Annotated in this window: 16 protein-coding genes and 2 pseudogenes; 11 read left to right on the top strand and 7 right to left on the bottom strand. The window is 67.1% G+C overall.

The window, feature by feature from the left end:
• Nucleotides 1-86 precede the first annotated feature (86 nt).
• Nucleotides 87-260, bottom strand: a pseudogene (locus F4556_RS02125) (aldo/keto reductase); the annotation flags it as partial.
• 16 nt (nucleotides 261-276) lie between these two features.
• Here F4556_RS02125 and F4556_RS02120 point away from each other — a divergent pair.
• From F4556_RS02120 to F4556_RS02100, 5 genes are all read left to right on the top strand, one after another.
• Nucleotides 277-870 carry an MmyB family transcriptional regulator gene (locus tag F4556_RS02120; protein WP_281403692.1) on the top strand — a complete coding sequence of 198 codons (594 nt, stop codon included), beginning with the start codon at nucleotides 277-279 and terminating at the stop codon, nucleotides 868-870.
• A gap of 14 nt (nucleotides 871-884) precedes the next feature.
• A complete protein-coding gene (locus F4556_RS02115) occupies nucleotides 885-1,244 on the top strand; it encodes a PadR family transcriptional regulator (RefSeq protein ID WP_184911151.1) in 360 nt (119 codons plus the stop codon).
• Nucleotides 1,241-2,248 carry a hypothetical protein gene (locus F4556_RS02110; protein ID WP_184911150.1) on the top strand — a complete coding sequence of 336 codons (1,008 nt, stop codon included), beginning with the start codon at nucleotides 1,241-1,243 and terminating at the stop codon, nucleotides 2,246-2,248. Before F4556_RS02115 ends, F4556_RS02110 begins: the two co-directional genes overlap by 4 nt.
• Before the next feature lie 121 nt (nucleotides 2,249-2,369).
• The gene (locus tag F4556_RS02105; protein ID WP_184911149.1) at nucleotides 2,370-2,840 is read left to right on the top strand and encodes an NUDIX hydrolase; all 471 of its coding nucleotides are present in this window, start codon (nucleotides 2,370-2,372) and stop codon (nucleotides 2,838-2,840) included.
• Nucleotides 2,841-2,935: 95 nt separating this feature from the next.
• On the top strand, nucleotides 2,936-3,526 hold the full coding sequence (locus F4556_RS02100) for a hypothetical protein (protein WP_184911147.1): 591 nt from the start codon (nucleotides 2,936-2,938) through the stop codon (nucleotides 3,524-3,526).
• A gap of 361 nt (nucleotides 3,527-3,887) precedes the next feature.
• Here the strand turns inward: F4556_RS02100 and F4556_RS02095 are convergent, their stop codons facing one another.
• The 3 genes from F4556_RS02095 to F4556_RS02085 form a co-directional block, all read right to left on the bottom strand.
• A complete protein-coding gene (locus tag F4556_RS02095; protein WP_184911145.1) occupies nucleotides 3,888-4,277 on the bottom strand; it encodes a hypothetical protein in 390 nt (129 codons plus the stop codon).
• 106 nt (nucleotides 4,278-4,383) lie between these two features.
• Complete coding sequence (locus F4556_RS02090) at nucleotides 4,384-4,800, bottom strand: VOC family protein (RefSeq protein WP_184911143.1); 417 nt, start codon at nucleotides 4,798-4,800, stop codon at nucleotides 4,384-4,386.
• A 170-nt stretch (nucleotides 4,801-4,970) separates the two neighbouring features.
• Complete coding sequence (locus F4556_RS02085; RefSeq protein WP_184911141.1) at nucleotides 4,971-5,855, bottom strand: hypothetical protein; 885 nt, start codon at nucleotides 5,853-5,855, stop codon at nucleotides 4,971-4,973.
• A 350-nt stretch (nucleotides 5,856-6,205) separates the two neighbouring features.
• Here F4556_RS02085 and F4556_RS02080 point away from each other — a divergent pair, with 350 nt between their 5' ends.
• Nucleotides 6,206-7,213, top strand: coding sequence for a hypothetical protein (locus F4556_RS02080; RefSeq protein WP_184911139.1), 1,008 nt, complete (start codon nucleotides 6,206-6,208; stop codon nucleotides 7,211-7,213).
• 436 nt (nucleotides 7,214-7,649) lie between these two features.
• Here F4556_RS02080 and F4556_RS02075 read toward each other — a convergent pair.
• From F4556_RS02075 to F4556_RS02065, 3 genes and pseudogenes are all read right to left on the bottom strand, one after another.
• A pseudogene (locus F4556_RS02075) lies at nucleotides 7,650-8,006 on the bottom strand (NAD-dependent DNA ligase LigA); the annotation flags it as partial.
• A 127-nt stretch (nucleotides 8,007-8,133) separates the two neighbouring features.
• On the bottom strand, nucleotides 8,134-10,557 hold the full coding sequence (locus tag F4556_RS02070) for a cold shock domain-containing protein (RefSeq protein ID WP_184911137.1): 2,424 nt from the start codon (nucleotides 10,555-10,557) through the stop codon (nucleotides 8,134-8,136).
• A gap of 612 nt (nucleotides 10,558-11,169) precedes the next feature.
• Nucleotides 11,170-11,610, bottom strand: coding sequence for a nuclear transport factor 2 family protein (locus F4556_RS02065; RefSeq protein ID WP_184911135.1), 441 nt, complete (start codon nucleotides 11,608-11,610; stop codon nucleotides 11,170-11,172).
• Between the two features lie 120 nt (nucleotides 11,611-11,730).
• Between F4556_RS02065 and F4556_RS02060 the strand changes: the two genes are divergently transcribed.
• The 5 genes from F4556_RS02060 (at nucleotide 11,731) to F4556_RS02040 (ending at nucleotide 15,151) form a co-directional block, all read left to right on the top strand.
• Nucleotides 11,731-12,303 carry a TetR/AcrR family transcriptional regulator gene (locus tag F4556_RS02060; protein WP_184911133.1) on the top strand — a complete coding sequence of 191 codons (573 nt, stop codon included), beginning with the start codon at nucleotides 11,731-11,733 and terminating at the stop codon, nucleotides 12,301-12,303.
• 46 nt (nucleotides 12,304-12,349) lie between these two features.
• Nucleotides 12,350-13,012 carry a phosphotransferase gene (locus F4556_RS02055; RefSeq protein WP_184911131.1) on the top strand — a complete coding sequence of 221 codons (663 nt, stop codon included), beginning with the start codon at nucleotides 12,350-12,352 and terminating at the stop codon, nucleotides 13,010-13,012.
• A gap of 74 nt (nucleotides 13,013-13,086) precedes the next feature.
• Entirely contained in the window at nucleotides 13,087-13,569 is a 483-nt protein-coding gene (locus F4556_RS02050; protein WP_184911129.1) for a macro domain-containing protein, read from the top strand.
• Nucleotides 13,570-13,661: 92 nt separating this feature from the next.
• Nucleotides 13,662-14,249, top strand: coding sequence for a cysteine hydrolase family protein (locus F4556_RS02045; RefSeq protein ID WP_184911127.1), 588 nt, complete (start codon nucleotides 13,662-13,664; stop codon nucleotides 14,247-14,249).
• Nucleotides 14,246-15,151, top strand: coding sequence for a GlxA family transcriptional regulator (locus F4556_RS02040; protein WP_184911125.1), 906 nt, complete (start codon nucleotides 14,246-14,248; stop codon nucleotides 15,149-15,151). Before F4556_RS02045 ends, F4556_RS02040 begins: the two co-directional genes overlap by 4 nt.
• Nucleotides 15,152-15,165: the final 14 nt, after the last annotated feature.

Here is a 15,165-nt window from a genome sequence, read left to right as displayed (position 1 = left end):
CCCCATCCCACCGCGGCAGCCGTGTCATGAGTACTGGTACTCAAGGCTGCTCACTCGTCGCGTCCGCCAATGACCGCCGTCGGAGCTCAGCCCTCCAGGCGGCGCTTGCCGAGCCAGACGACCATCTCGGGGTCGCGGTGGTCGAAGAACAGGGTCGTGCCGGTGTCGAGGGCGGCGACGGCGGACATCTGGTCGTCGGTGAGTTCGAAGTCGAAGACGTCGATGTTCTGCGCCATCCGGTCGGGGTTGACCGACTTGGGATGGTGACGTCGCCGCCTGCCGGGCCTGCGCCGCGAGGAGGTCGCCATGCTGGCCGGAATGAGCAGCGACTACTACGCGAAGATGGAACGCGGCAACCTCGCCGGCGTCTCGCCCGAGGTGCTCGATGCCCTCACCCGGGCGCTCCGTCTGGACGAGGCGGAGACCGAACGCCTGCACGATCTCGCCCGGGCGGCGAACCCCCACCCGAGCCGGCACCGCGCCCGCCCCGTACCCGCGACGATCCGGCCCTCCCTCCAGCGGTTCCTGGACGCGGTCACCGGGGCACCCGCGTGGATCGTCAACCAGCGGGCCGACATCCTCGCGACCAACCCGCTCGCCCGGGCCCTGCTCGCCCCGCTGCTCGACGACCCGGACACCCGGAACAACTCGGCGCGGTTCGTCTTCCTCAGCCCCGCCGCGCGCACCTTCTACCCGCAGTGGGAACGCGCGGCCGACGCCGCCGCCGCGAACCTGCGCACCGCGGCAGGACGCAATCCGCGCGACAAGGCGGGTCAGGCTCCTCGGCAGCCTCGCCGCCACCCGAGCCGACGGTTGAGTCGGGCTCTCGGCATCCCTATAGCTAAACCATCGACATATCTAAACCATTGATCTATGGTCGCGACATGGCAGACCGTCAACTACACGAACCGACACGGCTCGTGCTCACCGCACTGGCCGATGCGCCCCGGCACGGCTACGCGATCCTCCAAGAAGTCCTGACGATCACCGAAGGTCGGACCAGGATGCTCACCGGCACCCTCTACACGGCACTGGACCGGCTGCTCCAGCAGGGCCTGATCCGGATCGACCACGAGGAGGTCGTGGCCGGACGGCTGCGCCGCAGCTTCGCCCTGACCGAGCAGGGCCGGCACACGCTGACCGAGGAGACGGCACGGCTGCGCGCCGGCGTGACCGAGGCCGAGCGCCGGCTCGCCCTCGGTGCCCCGCAGCCCAAGCTCCGTACGAACTGGGGGACAGCATGACCGACTTGCACACCGCCGCCGCTCCCGCCCTGCTGCGCCGGCTGCCCCTCAACGGCCTCTACCCGGCCAAGTACCGTGCCGCGCACGGCGAGGAGATCGCCGCCGTGTTCGCCGACGCCCTCCAGTTCGCCGACTCCCGCACCGCCCTGCGCGAGTGGACCGCGCTCGCCGCGCATGCCGTGCGACTGCGTACCCGGCTCAGCTCCCGTGATCCCGTGGGCCGGATCCTTGCCGGTGCCGCGCCGTTCCTGCTGGCCGGTGGGGCCGCCCTGAGTGTGGTGCAACTGCTGATCGGTGCGCTGCTGCCCGACCGCTCGGCGAACTGGGTGGCGGGTGCTGCGCAGACCGTTCCCTGGGTGCTCGCCCTGCTGTGCGCCGCCGTCGGCCGCTGGGCGTCGGCCCGGGCCCTGGTGCTGATGGCCGTCGTGACCAGGACCGGCATCGCGGTGGCGGCGCTGTTCCACCCGGCCACGGCGCTCACCCAGTACTCCGAACTGCTCGGGCTCTGGCTGGTCATGGGTGTCCTGGTGCTGATCGCACCGCCCGACGCCGTCGACCTCTCCCGACGGGGACGCTCCTGGGCGATCGGTTCCGCCGTCGCCATCGCGCTGCCGATGAGCGGCATCGCCGTCCTCTGGATCGGCACCTTCCCCGAGGACTACCCCAACCTGGTCTTCCCGCCCGTCCAGCAGGCCCTGCTCGACCTCTCCACCGCCTGGCCGGCCCTCGTGCTGAGCCTCGCCTACCTCGCGCGCCTCGCAAGGCCGAACACCGATCCCCTGCACACCGGCGGCATCGCACTGGCCGTCCTGCCGTGGACGCTCACGGTCGTCCCACCGCTCTACCGGAGCATCCCGACCGACGCCCACGACCTGCTCCGCAACGCCGGCGTGACTTTCGTCCTCCTGGCCACCGCCACCACCATCGGCACCCTGCGCCGGAACAGCCGGCGGACGCGCCTCGCCGAACCGGACGGACCGCGAGCCTCCGATCCGACGGTCTGACCCGACGTCACGGGGCACTGCCCTCACCCGCCGGAACCAGCAGAGGGCGGCCCTCACACCTTCGAGGGCCGCCCGAACGCTGCCCACCTGGGCGTGACCTGCTCTGAGGGGAGACTGACGCATGGCCAGGACCGAGTACTACGACGACCCGAACGCACCCCGGCCCACCCACCTTGTGGTCGCCGCCTCCGCGGTCGTCACCGACGCCGCAGGGCGAATCCTCCTGCAACGCCGAACCGACGACGGTCTCTACGCCCTGCCAGGGGGCGCGATGGACTTCGGCGAATCCTTGCCCGCCGCCGTCGTCCGCGAGGTCCTGGAGGAGACCGGACTGGAGGTTGAGGTCACCGGCCTGGTCGGCACCTACACCGATCCACGCCACGTGATCGCCTACTCGGACGGGGAAGTGCGCCAACAGTTCAACGTCTGCTTCACCGCCCGCGTAACCGGCGGAGCACTGCGCATCTCCAGCGAGTCCACCGTCCTCCGCTTCGTTTCCCCGGCGGAACTCGACGAACTGCCCATCCACCACACCCAACGCCTTCGCCTCCAGCACTTCCTGGAGCGCCGGACCACCCCGTATCTCGGATGACTACGCAACCCGGCTGCGAGCCGTTGCGACCGCGCCGGGCTGATCCCACCGGGGTCCTGACTGCGCTGTCATGACGGCATGTCAGAATCCCCCGCATGATCGAGAACACGGGGATGAACACCTGTCAGCGCCTGGCCGTCCGGCTGCACGAGCTCGGCATGATCACCCGCGAGAAGGCGGACGAGTCGGTCGAGTACACCGCCGACTGGGGCGAGCCAGACCCTAGCCAGCGCACCGAAGAGTTGACCGGGGTGCTCGAGGTCTGTGACGTGGCGCTGCAGGCTCACGGTGAGGACGTCGACGTCGCCGAGGACGCCTACGTTGGCATCCTCGGGGACGCGGAGCGGATGATCGGCGGCGCGGTCACCGTCACGGACGTGGAACTGGTCGGCGAGATCGGTTCGTCGCGGGATCTCGAGTTCAAGGTCAACGGTGAGCCCAAGTCCTGGCGGATCGAGCAGGAGTCCGACGACTACCTCGACTTGGGCGCCGTCGGGGCGGGCATCTCGGACCTCGTCCCGGGCGGCGACGACCCGCGGGTCTTCCACTGCGTCCCCGGCGATGGCGGCTGCGCCGACGACTACTACCTGCTGGCCACCCCCGAGCAGGCGGCGGCACTGCGCGACGAGTTCGACCTGCCCATCGAGGTCCGCGGCACGGACGGACTGCCCGTCCACGAGCAGTAGCCCGATCCGGGCCGGGCCGCCCGTCACGGTCAGGTCCGCCACGCCATCGGGCGCCCGTCCACCGGCCGATCAGTCAGGCCGGCAACACAGGGCGAGGCCGAGTGCTTCGCCATGCCTGGATACCGGACTGCTGTCATCTACTCCAGCCTCGACAAGTGGGGCCTGCACGGCTGAGCCGTTGCGATCGCGCCATCTGGGACTGTTGTCGCATTCTGTGACCGGATCACGAAGGGCAGTCGTGGGTGGTGGGCGCAGTGATACAGCGCATAGCCGCCCCCTCGTTGTCAGTTGGGTACTGGCGCCCACCCCGGACCAAAACCGGGACTACAGGCATTGTGGAGCCGCCTCGCGTTGGACGTCATCACACCTCTGGCGGGATGGCGAACGGGTCGTACTCCTCGGGCATGAAGCAGCCGTAGTCCTGCAGCGGATGCGGATCGTTCAGCACGATCTGCATACGCTCGCCCGCAGGTGAGAGTCCGTCCGGGCGGTCCGGAATCCGGTGGCCGGGGAGCCCGGTGGATGCCGGCGCGTCGGCTGCGAGTCGACCGAAGCGGTCCACCAGAGCCCACACAGCGTCGTAGACATTGCGGATGTGCTCGGCTGCCCTCTCCTCGGTGATTTCAGGAGAGGTTTCGCGGTACGCCGCGCGGGCCGAAGCGACGAAGCGCTCCGGATCGACGATGACCACGTCCTGGCGCGTCCGAATGCTGATCGTCATACCCGTCATCGGGGCCGGCAACTCATCCACCGGCCCACGGTACTGCGTCGGAAGCGCGACCGGCCGAGGCATTCGCAACCCGGCCCCACCGAACACCACCCGGTTCACCATCCCGCTCTGATTTCCGTGGTGGGTGTCAACGCCGGGCGTACGGCCGGGTCATGATCTCCATGTTGTGGCCGTCCGGGTCGGCGAAGTAGGCGCCGCGGCCGCCGAAGAGGCGGTTGATCTGCCCGGGCTCGGTGTGGCTGGGGTCGGCGTAGTAGGTGGCCGCGATCGCTTCCAGGCGGGCGATCATCGTGTCGAACTGGTCGTCAGGGACCAGGAACGCGTAGTGCTGGGGCTGGATCGGCTGGTCGCGGGTCTCGTAGTAGTCGAGCGTCACGCCGTTGGCCAGGTTGACGGGCAGGAACGGTCCGAACGGGGCGCTGACCTTCAGCCCCAGGATCTCGGCGATGAACTCGGCCGACAGCTGACGGTCCGTGGCATGGACGACGGTGTGGTTCAACTGGACGGAGGTGACGGGCGGTTGCTGCTGGTGGTCGTACGGCATCTGTGGCGTTTCTCCGGGTCTTGGATTCCGTGGGACGAGGCGCCGCGCGAGGGCGCCGGAAGCGAAGACAGGGAGCGGGGCGGGCCTCTGGCCCGCCTGGTGGTCACGCCACAGCCGGGCGTCTCACTCGTGTATGGCTCAAGGCCGACCCGGCAGTCACCCGACCGACTCTAACGCTCCGTCAGGGGCCGGGCAACGCTGAGGGAGAGGAGCCCGGCCGTCAGGGAACCCCTGCACATCGCGGCGCGAGCCCGAGCCGCACCCTTGCGGGCCACCGTCGCGCCGCCGCCGACCGCGAGCGCCCGTCCGCCGCCGAGACCCGCGCAGGCCCGGCAGATACCCCGCTGCGGCACCGGGTCGTGGCACCGGTCGCACTCGGCGTACCGGGCCGCCGGCCGCTGCCCGGGAACACGGTGAGGTGGCATCTTTCGCTCCAGGCGACTGCGCAGCACGGCGACGGGGGAGTGCACCGTACCGGGTAGACCGTCCAGCATCGCCCGCGCCAACTCGCTTGCTGTGCAGCCCCGTTCCAGCCAGCGTGCCACCAGTGGCGCCAGTGCCAGCGCTTCGGCCTCACCCAGCCACAGTCGCGGTTCGGTACGGACCACCCGCAGCAGGGTGTCCGCCGCTGCGCGCGCTTCGTCGTCCGGCCGGTCGGGGTGGGAGGGTGCTTTCCCCGACTCCTCTACAGAAGGAGTGTCAGTACGGTCGGTGCCCGGCTCACCGGCGCCCGGACGGGCGACACCCGGCGCCGCCCGCTGCTGCTGCGGGGTGTCGAAGACGTGGGCCTCCGAGCGGACGGTGCCGTTGGGCAGGCGCACGGTGTCGACCCGGTAGTACCCGGCCGCCGTCAGCTCCTTCAAGGCCCGGCGGACGGTGCCCCGGCCCTGGGTGCTGGAGTCGGCCATCTGACGGCCGTCCTCCCGTCGGCCGTCCGGACGGGAGAGCAGGTCGACCAGCAGGCCGCGGGCGGTGTAGCTGAGGCGGCGGTCCTGGAGGAGTGCGTTGGGAAGCACGGTGAAGTTGCGCCCGTGGGCGCTACGATGAACTCGCATCGGGAGTGGTTGCTCCTGTTGCCGGACCCCGGGGTGTTCTAGCACCGCCGGGGTCACCTGTCTTCGGTTGGAGCACGGAACGTAGCACGCCGTACCGCGCAGGATGGTCAGACGTCCGGAGAAGATCGGGACACGGCTCAACTCGACTGCTCCCGACCGGAACTGACCGCCAAGCGCGCCGGGACCCGCTGATAGCGGTGCGCCGATGTCAGCGATCAAGAAGTTCCAGGCCACCGCAGCCGCCGGAGCTCCGTTGCATTCGTGAGGGTCTCGTCCGGCCTCCCTAAACCCCTTGCTCTCCGGTCTACCTGCTTGGTGGGATGCAGGCTTCGACGGTGGGAGGGGACAGCTTGGCGGTGTTCGGGTGTGCGGGCTGCGGTGCGGTTCTGACGGCGGCGGTGTCGGAGGTGGCGTTGCCGATCCACCTCGCCGACACCCACTGGGAGACGCTGCACCCGCCACTGCTGGAGGCCGGGTCCTACGCCGTCGACCCCGCACCGTACGGGCCGCCGTGGCGGCAGTGGGACGAGGTCGGGGCGCGCGAGGCGGCGGAACGAGGGCGCTTTGCGCCGTTCGGCGCGCTGTCTGACGGGCCGTCGGACACCGTCATCCTCGCGCCCGGCGACATGCGCAACACCAGGCTGATCCTCGAGCGGGCCGATGGCTACTGCATGGGGATCGACGGGAGAGACGGGCCGAACCTTGCCTGCCTGGGTTGCGATCTGCCGGTCGGAACGAGGATGGACGACTGCGGGTGCTGGCAAGTCGTCCGGCTCGTCCCGCAGGCGGTAGTGCGGTTGCCGGGCCCGCCGGAGCGGCCGGTCATGGACTGGGTAGAGCTGCTGGCCGCCGGCGCGCTGTGGCACCGGCTGAGCGAGTACCGGGACATCCCGGCAGGCGTGGCCCTCGCCCAGGTGGTGGTGGCCGCCGGGGGCGCGCCGGTCGAGGTGGCGCCCGGGCCGGTCGCGGAGCTTCTCGGCTGGGCACTCGGCGCGCTGTTGAACGCCGGGGAAGGTACGAAGCGGCTGGACCTGGCTGGGCCGGGGCTCGGTGAGCCGGCCACTGACCTGGTGTTGGTGCCGGTCCATCCGCAGACCGGAGACATGTGGCAGCCGCGTACCGGGGCGGTGCCGGTACCTATGGATGCCGCGCTCTGGGCCGAACTCGCCTTCCCGCTACACCGAACCCGGCTGCCGGTGGTCGGCGGGCTCCCGGCGGGCGTGGAGCGGGACGACCCACTGCCGCCGCACCCGTGGTATCCGTTCCAGCCGTCCAGGGAGGCGTTCCGGTACACGCTCGCGCGGATGCCAGCCGTCAGGGAATCGTGGCTGCGAGCGATCTACGACCGAGGGTGCTGACCCGTCAGAGGTAGTGCGGACCCAGACGTGGGATTCGACGTAGACGGCATGGTCATGGGGCGGCCGACCGTACCCCGTTGCTATGACATGCCCAAGGGGTTCTCCAATGCCACGCAGAGTAAGCGAAGTCGACGCCGTCGAGGCAATGCTTTGTTCGGGGGCGCGCCCGCTCGAACCTTTCCCTGGGACTCAACTGCCGTGGAGCTTCCTTTGTCTGACCTGTAATGAGGTGAGTTCGCCACGTTACAACGATGTCGTCAACAAGGGGACTAGGGTCTGTGGCAAGATCTGCCGGTCACGCTAGATCGCACCAAAGCCCACCCACGATGGGGCGAAAGCTGGCGCCGTCATGCTCGAATGGGGCGGGGATCCGCTGGAGGACCACCCGGGCGCGGGGAAGCAGTGGCCCTCCAAATGCATCCACTGCGGGGCCATCAAGCCGAAGAAGCTGGTGCATGTATCGCCCCAGGAGGCGTAGTTCAGAGAAGGTGCCTTGGACGCCGAGTGCGCAGAACACCCGGTGCAGCGGCTGGTGGCGGGCGGTCTCCAGCGCGGCGAGCAGGTTGTCCGCGCTGGTCTCGCCCATCCGCTCCAGGGTGAGCAGCTGATCCCGGGTCAGGGTGAACAGGTCGGCGAGGTCGGCCACCAGACCGGACTCGACCAGCTGGACCGCCCGGGTGCCGCCGAGCCCCGCGATGTCGAGCTGGTCGCGGGAGGCCGCGTACCGGATCGAGGCGACCGCCTGGCAGCCCCGGCCCTGGACGCAGCGCCAGCGCTGCTCGGAGGTGTCAATATCCCTGATGAAGGGGCAGGTGGGACGGACGGGCTGTAGGCCACGACCCCGAGCTCTACAAGGAGCCTCGATGATCGAGATCAATACTCTCCTGAATGAGACCCGCTGATCACAGGCCTCACAGGCCCTAGCGCTCCACTAGCCATACTTCCACAGCCCGAATCTTTCCATCCTTGGTCGTCTTCTTGTATGAAAGCTCGGAGCCTTCTCGAACAAGAGAAAACTCCTCGGTTGGGCGAAAATCTGTCGCATGGAAGAAGATATCGGGTCCGCCATCAGTTGGCCGGAGGAATCCGAAACCGCGCTCAGCCTGCATAGCCTTCACGGATCCGTAGGATCGATCGACAGCCTCATTAAAGCCAACTCCAAGCCACTGCGAAAGTGCAATGTTAATCATGGTCGCCGAACGGGCTAGATATTTATCTGCCGTCTTAATTCGAACCCCTCTGGCCAGGCTCATTCCGTAGCTAATCCGGTCTCGGACGAGGTTATCCGCAGCGACACCTTGAAGGCCACCTAGAGTCTCCTGGAGGTATTCCAGAAGCTCCAGACAGCCTCCATAGTCACCCACCCCGTACATCTTACCGGCCGACAGTGTGGCGGACTTTACGTAAATTTCGAGAGCGCGCGATTTGATTTCAAGCGGCGTCTCTGGAATTCGCAGTAGCGCAACACAAGCCTCTCGGGCCGCCTCACTATTGGCCAGCTGATGGTGAACTTTTGCAATTTCCAGTTTCAGTACGGTGCTTGCAGGGTCGAGTGCAACCGCTTTCTGTAGATAGCGGAGCCCCTCTTGCGGCTGCCCAAACTCTCGAATCAGAAACCTTGCATAGAACCAGTTGAGTGTCGAACTGGAGGAGTTAAGCTCCAGCGCCTTCTCGTAGGCAGTATTGGCCCCATGCAAATTGTGACTGGCAGCGCGGGCCATCGCCTCCAGCCGGTAGCATTCGTGATAGTCGGGCGCTAGTTCCTGGGCATCTGAAATTACCTGGAGAGCGGTGCCATGTTCCCCGCGATAGATAAGACTGAGGGAATCGAGAAGTTTAGCAGCGACGCTGAAGTCCTTGGCGTCGCGCACATCAAGTGATTTTTCATCGTATCGATTTGACTTGGCATTTAGGCTAATTTGTTCACCGTAGGCAAATAGTCCTGCGTTCATTTCGCGCAGCCAACGCTGCTCATCATCACCCACAGGGTGATGCTTTTCGAGGTAGTCCTGGGCGAACTCGCTGAGCTCATACTCGGTCACTACCGCATTGCCGGCTGAAGATGTCCGCATTAGAACGAAATTTGTGGTGATGAGTTCCAGAATGGCAGTCTGGAGTTGCTTGACATCTAGCTCGTTCAAATATGCAAGCTCGGCTTGATTGTGAGCGCCGTTTAGGGTTTGCATCGAGCGAAGCACTAGCTTTCCGGTTTCGGAAATATAGCCATAGACATTGGACATGCAATAGTCAAGCAGAAGGCCACTGTTGAGTGCATCTTCTGGCCGCCTGCCGGATTGGACTACTGAGACGAACCATTTGATATACAGCGGATGGGCTGAGGTTCGCTCCACAATTCTATCGAGTGCTTGCGGACTGGCATCCAGCAGAGCAGCCACGTTGCGGATCTTTGCGAGCGCGCGAAGCAGGCTGATCGCCTCGCTCTTCTCCAAAGGCTCGATTCTGATCGGATTCTCGAGGGCGCCAATTCCGATGCGACTCGTAATGAGAACTTTGCTACCATTGGGAAGCTCGCGGAGAAATTCCCGAAGTTTTGCATCCAGTACCGTTTCAAGATTATCCAGAATCAACAACACTTTGAAGTGTTGCATGTACTCCAGAACCTCCTGCATCGGATCTGCAGATGCAACCTTTCCCCCGAGTTCCTCTGCGGCGACCCGGAGCATTCCAAGTGAATCCTTCACTGCCCCTTGGATTCTCTTGATCTCACTTGCCGTAAGCAGAGAATTCTTGGCGGTGGTCCACACGACTGCATCGAAGGGGCTGTCGTGCGAGTCGAGAATTTCATAGGCGGCTTTAAGGGCGAGTGAGGTCTTTCCGATTCCTCCATCCCCTACCAGGCTGATTACCGGATAGGGCCCCCGAATTGTCTTAATGAGGGACCGGATTACAGACTTCCGCCCAATGAACCCAGTTTCATCAAAATCTGGGATTGGGAGGTTGTGGCGCCCAGAGGCTTCAGGTGCTACATCTGGGAATCTAATCTCCAATCCCAGAACAAATGACGGATCTCTTTCCAGTTGAGAGAGCGTCTGGTCCAGTTTTGGTGTGTCAATTTCTGGAGCGATTGAAAACTTTTTTGCAACATCAAGCACCGTTGGCAAGTCGTCAAACTCAAGCGGCCGGGTGTGAGCCACTCTGTTTCGAACGGGGATTAGCTTCTGTAGGTGGCGCGTGTTTTCCCGAAGAAATTCAGCCTCGCCTCGGTCGAGACTTGATGCCGATCCATTCAGGATTTGGAATGCATCGGCAAAATCGACGTACGGCAGGAGGTCGGCAAGATTCGGAGCTGAGGTGCTTCCCTGATCGCGAGCATAGCGCTGCATGGCAGTTTCCGTACGACTCTGACCCAGGGCATCTTCTAGGGGGACTCCGTAGAGCGAGTACTCAATGCGTGATCGAAGATCTTCTTCGATCGCGGACAGAAGGGCGAAGCATGTCAGTCGAGTCGCGCTCAGAGCCATCCGTTAGTTCCCCTGATCAGCGTGTCTGGGAACCTCAGGCTAGTGGTGCTCCAAGAGCATGTCAGCCACTTTCCCCCACTTGCCTGCAAGTTGGGGTGGGCTGGCCGGAGCTCTGCGGATGCGGAGAGTGCACGGATCGCGTTTAGGTGCGTCTTCCGAGCTGGGAAAATGAGCATCATGACAGGATCAGATGGGAAGCGCAGTCTCAGTAATGCGAACATCTGTTCTAGGCTGCCTCGCCTGGGTGTCTGGCTGCTCAGTGCAGGTCGGGCGCACTTTCGTACACACGCTCCACGTCTGTCACTCCAATCCCTGCGCTGCCACAGGCAGCACAACGGGTAGGCCCCTGAAGCAGGCACAACCGATGCATTCAGCAGCAAACGCCCAGGCAGAGGCTAAACGGCAAGCTGAGCATTCCCCGCGTCGGCGATGTGGGAGCCGCCTTCCTCGCCGTCACCGGCCCGCAGCCGCACGCTACTTGCCGTCCAGCGCCGCCACCAGCTGCGGGAGGTTGTCGCCGGCCACGACGAGGGCCAGGTGGTCGTGGAAGTCCCGGCTGTTGACGATCAGGCCGTCGCGGACCCGCAGCACCTGGATGTTGGCGACCTCGAAGTCCCGTCCGGTGACCCGGTGGTGGACCTGGTAGTCCCATTCGGCGACGATCACCTCGGGGTCGTCGGTGGTCCGGATCAGCACGTTCGTCGCGGTCAGCTGCACGGGCGTACTCACCGAGACCAGCGCGAAGCGCTCCTCGAGTGCGGCTCGCCCCTCGATCCGGCGCGGTCCGACCGGCTCGAAGACGGTCTCCACCACGGCGTCCTCGGCGTACAGCTCGGGCAGTTCCGCGAACCGTCCTGCGGTGATGCCCCCGATCAGCTTCTGGAAGACCTCACGCGGTGACAGCGTTTCGGACATGATCAACCCCCATCGGTAACCGTCGGTAGAATCGGACCAGCGACTCCGTTTCCGACGATACGGACTGGCGGCTCCGGTTGTCCAGGGCGGTTCTGCCAACGGCGGGAAGGAGTACGGAATATGAGTGACACTCAGGGGCGCCCGCTGCGGGCGGATGCGGCTCGCAATCGGGCCAGGCTGCTGGACGTCGCCACGGAGGTGTTCACCACTCGCGGCGTCGGGGTGCCGACGGAGGAGATCGCCCGGGCCGCCGGGGTCGGGGTCGGCACGCTCTTCCGGCACTTCCCGACCAAGGAGGCGCTGCTGGAGGCGGTGATGGTGCGCCGGCTGGAAGCGATCGCGGCCCGGACGGCGCAGCTGGCCGCCGAGGCCGAACCCGCCGAGGCCTTCTTCGGCTGCTTCCGCCTGGTGGTCGACCAGTCCGAGGGCAAGAACGAGTTCGCCCGGGCGCTCGCCGCGGCCGGGGTGGACGCACACGCGTCCCTGCGGGAGTCCAGCACCGAGATCCAGGCCCGGCTGGCCGAACTGCTGGCCCGGGCCCAGCAGTTCGGGGCGGTCCGCGCGGACCTGGGCCTGCCGGAGCTGATCGCCCTGCTGGTCGGCACCAGCGCGACGATGGAACACCTCGGGCCGGACCCGGTGGCCCGGGAACGGATCTTCGAGGTGGTCTTCGACGGCCTCCGGCCACGCTGAAAGCCGAGCTGGTACCACCTGGCCTGTTCCAGCTAGGTTCTTCGGCATGAAGATCGGCGAGTTGGTGGGGGCGGGCCGGACAGCGGATGTGTTCGCGCTGGACGACGGGCGGGTGCTGCGGCGCTATCGGGATGGTGATGACACCACAGGCGAGGTCGCCGTGATGGCCTACCTGGCGGAGCACGGGTTTCCGGTTCCCGCTGTCTGGCCGGGGACGGCCGCGGGTGAGCTGGTGATGCAGCGGCTGTCCGGAACGACGATGGTGGAGGCCCTGGTCAACGGCGCGATCACGGCCGAACGGGCGGGCGAGCTACTGGCGGAGCTGCTGCGGTGCCTGCATACGATCCCGGCACGCCTCTCCGCCGACCCCGGGCATCGAGTCCTTCACCTGGACTTCCATCCCGAGAACGTCATGCTGACACCGCAGGGACCGGTGGTGATCGACTGGGCCACTGCGGCGGAGGGTCCGCCCGGCCTGGACTCGGCGATGGCCGCGCTGATCCTGGCGCAGGCCGCTCTCACCATGCCCGCCGTCTCCGAGGTGGCCCGAACCGTGCTCTCCTCGCTGCTGCAGCATCTCGACGGCATAGAAGAGGAACACCTCGCGGAGGCCAGGATGCGGCGGGCCGCCAACCCGACGCTCAGCCCGGACGAGGTCGGCAAGCTCGACGAGGCGGTGGCCCTGATCACCGAGACAGCCGGTTCCTGACGCACCGCCGCACGGCCTGCCCGTCGCGTTCGGGCAGCGGCGCCGCTGACACCCCGGGCATCTAGGCTGCCCGGATGGGTGACGCGATCAGTTACGTGCAGGGGGACGCCACCGCGCCGCAGGGCAAGGGCGTCAAGGTGATCGCCCACGTCTGCAACGACCTGGGCGGCTGGGGCAAGGGCTTCGTGCTCGCGCTGTCCAGGCGCTGGCCGGAGCCGGAGGCGGCGTTCCGGCGGTGGCACCGGGAGCGAGCGGGCAACGACTTCGGGCTCGGCGCGGTGCAGTTGGTCCAGGTCGAGCGGTATGTGTGGGTGACCAACATGGTCGGTCAACGCGGCATCAGGACCAGCCGCTCCCAGGGCGTCCCGGTCCGGTACGAGGCGATCGACGCCGCGCTCGGGCGGCTCGCGCCGCAGGTGGTGGAGCTCGGGGCGTCCGTCCACATGCCGCGGATCGGCTGCGGTCTGGCGGGCGGGCGCTGGTCCCGGGTCGAGCCGCTGATCGAGGCGCGGTTGACCGGGGCCGGGGTGCCGGTCACCGTGTACGACCACGACTGACCGGCGCGAGGCTGGGGTGCTGACCGGATCGGTCCGGTTCGGGGCATGATGGTGTCTGTCGCGGGGCCCCGGCGGACCGCAGGATGGAGCCCATGAACAGCGCACTGATCGTCATCGATGTCCAGGAGTCGTTCCGTCAGCGGGAGGACTGGGCGGCCGTGTCCAACCCCGACATCGTCGGGCAGGTGAACCGGCTGGTCGACGCCACCCGGGCGGCCGGCGACCTGGTGGTGTGGGTCCTGCACGCCGATGCCGGCACGGGTACGGTCTTCGACCCGGCGCTCGGCCACGTCCGCCCGATCGAGGGCCTGCGAGCTCCGGCCGAGGGCGAACCGGTCGTCACCAAGACCTCCCACAACGCCTTCACCACCACGAACCTGCAGCAGCAGCTCACCGAGCGCGGGGTACGGGAGGTGGTGATCAGCGGCATCCGGACCGAGCAGTGCTGCGAGACCACCGCCCGGGTCGCCTCGGACCTCGGCTACGACGTCACCTTCGTCACCGATGCCACCGCGACCCACCCGATCGAGCACCGGGACGCCCCGGCGGGCCGCAGCCTGGCCGAGATCCTGGCCGACCCGCTCACCCTGACCACCGATCAGATCATCACCCGCACCGAGTACGCCCTCGCGGGCCGGTTCGCCCGGGTGACCACCGTGAAGGAGCTGACCGGATCGTGACCCGGGTGGTCTTCCTGCTCGTCCCGCAGCTGCACCTGCTCGACCTGGCCGGGCCCGCACAGGTCTTCTCGACCGCGGCGGAGCAGGGCTGCGACTACCGGGTCAGCTACGTGGCCGAGCAGGAGGACGTCCCGTCGGCGCAGGGCCTGGCACTGCGCGCCGACACCGAGTGGCCCGAGCTGACCGCCGACGACCTGCTGATGGTGCCCGGCTGGCGCACGCCCACCCCGCGGACGAACGGCGGCCTGCGGCCCGACACCCTCGCGCGGCTGACGGCGCATCACGCGGCCGGCGGCACCGTCGCCAGCGTCTGCTGGGGCGCGGACGCCCTGGGCCGGGCCGGGCTGCTGGACGGCCGCCGCTGCACCACCCACCACGAGGAGCAGGACGAACTGGCCCGCCGCTACCCCCGGGCCACCGTGGTGCGCGACGTGCTCTACGTGCTGGACGACCGGGTGGTCAGCTCGGCGGGCATCGCCAGCGGCATCGACCTCGCGCTGCACCTGGTGGCCGTCCGGTACGGCCCGGCCGCCGCCGCCAAGGTGGCCCGCGAGATGGTGGTCTACGCCCGCCGCAACGGCGACGAACAGCAGCACAGCGCCCTGCTCCGGCACCGTACCCACCTCAGCGACGCCATCCACAAGGTCCAGGACCTGATCGACGCCCGCTACACCAGCCGCCTCGCCCTGACCGACCTGGCCGCCGCCTCCGGAGTCAGCGAACGCACCCTCACCCGCCGCTTCGCCGAGGCCACCGGCCTGACCCCGCTGCGCTACCAGCAGGAACTGCGCCTGGAACGCGCCGAACACCTGATCACCCACGGCAGCACCATCGAGTCAGCCGCTCGCACCGTCGGCTTCCAGGACGCCCGAATGCTCCGCCGCCTGCGAGCCCGGGTCTGACGGCTAGTCGGCAC

Source organism: Kitasatospora gansuensis (genome assembly GCF_014203705.1).
Lineage (GTDB): Bacteria > Actinomycetota > Actinomycetes > Streptomycetales > Streptomycetaceae > Kitasatospora > Kitasatospora gansuensis.
This window is presented reverse-complemented; position numbering and strand designations above follow the sequence as displayed.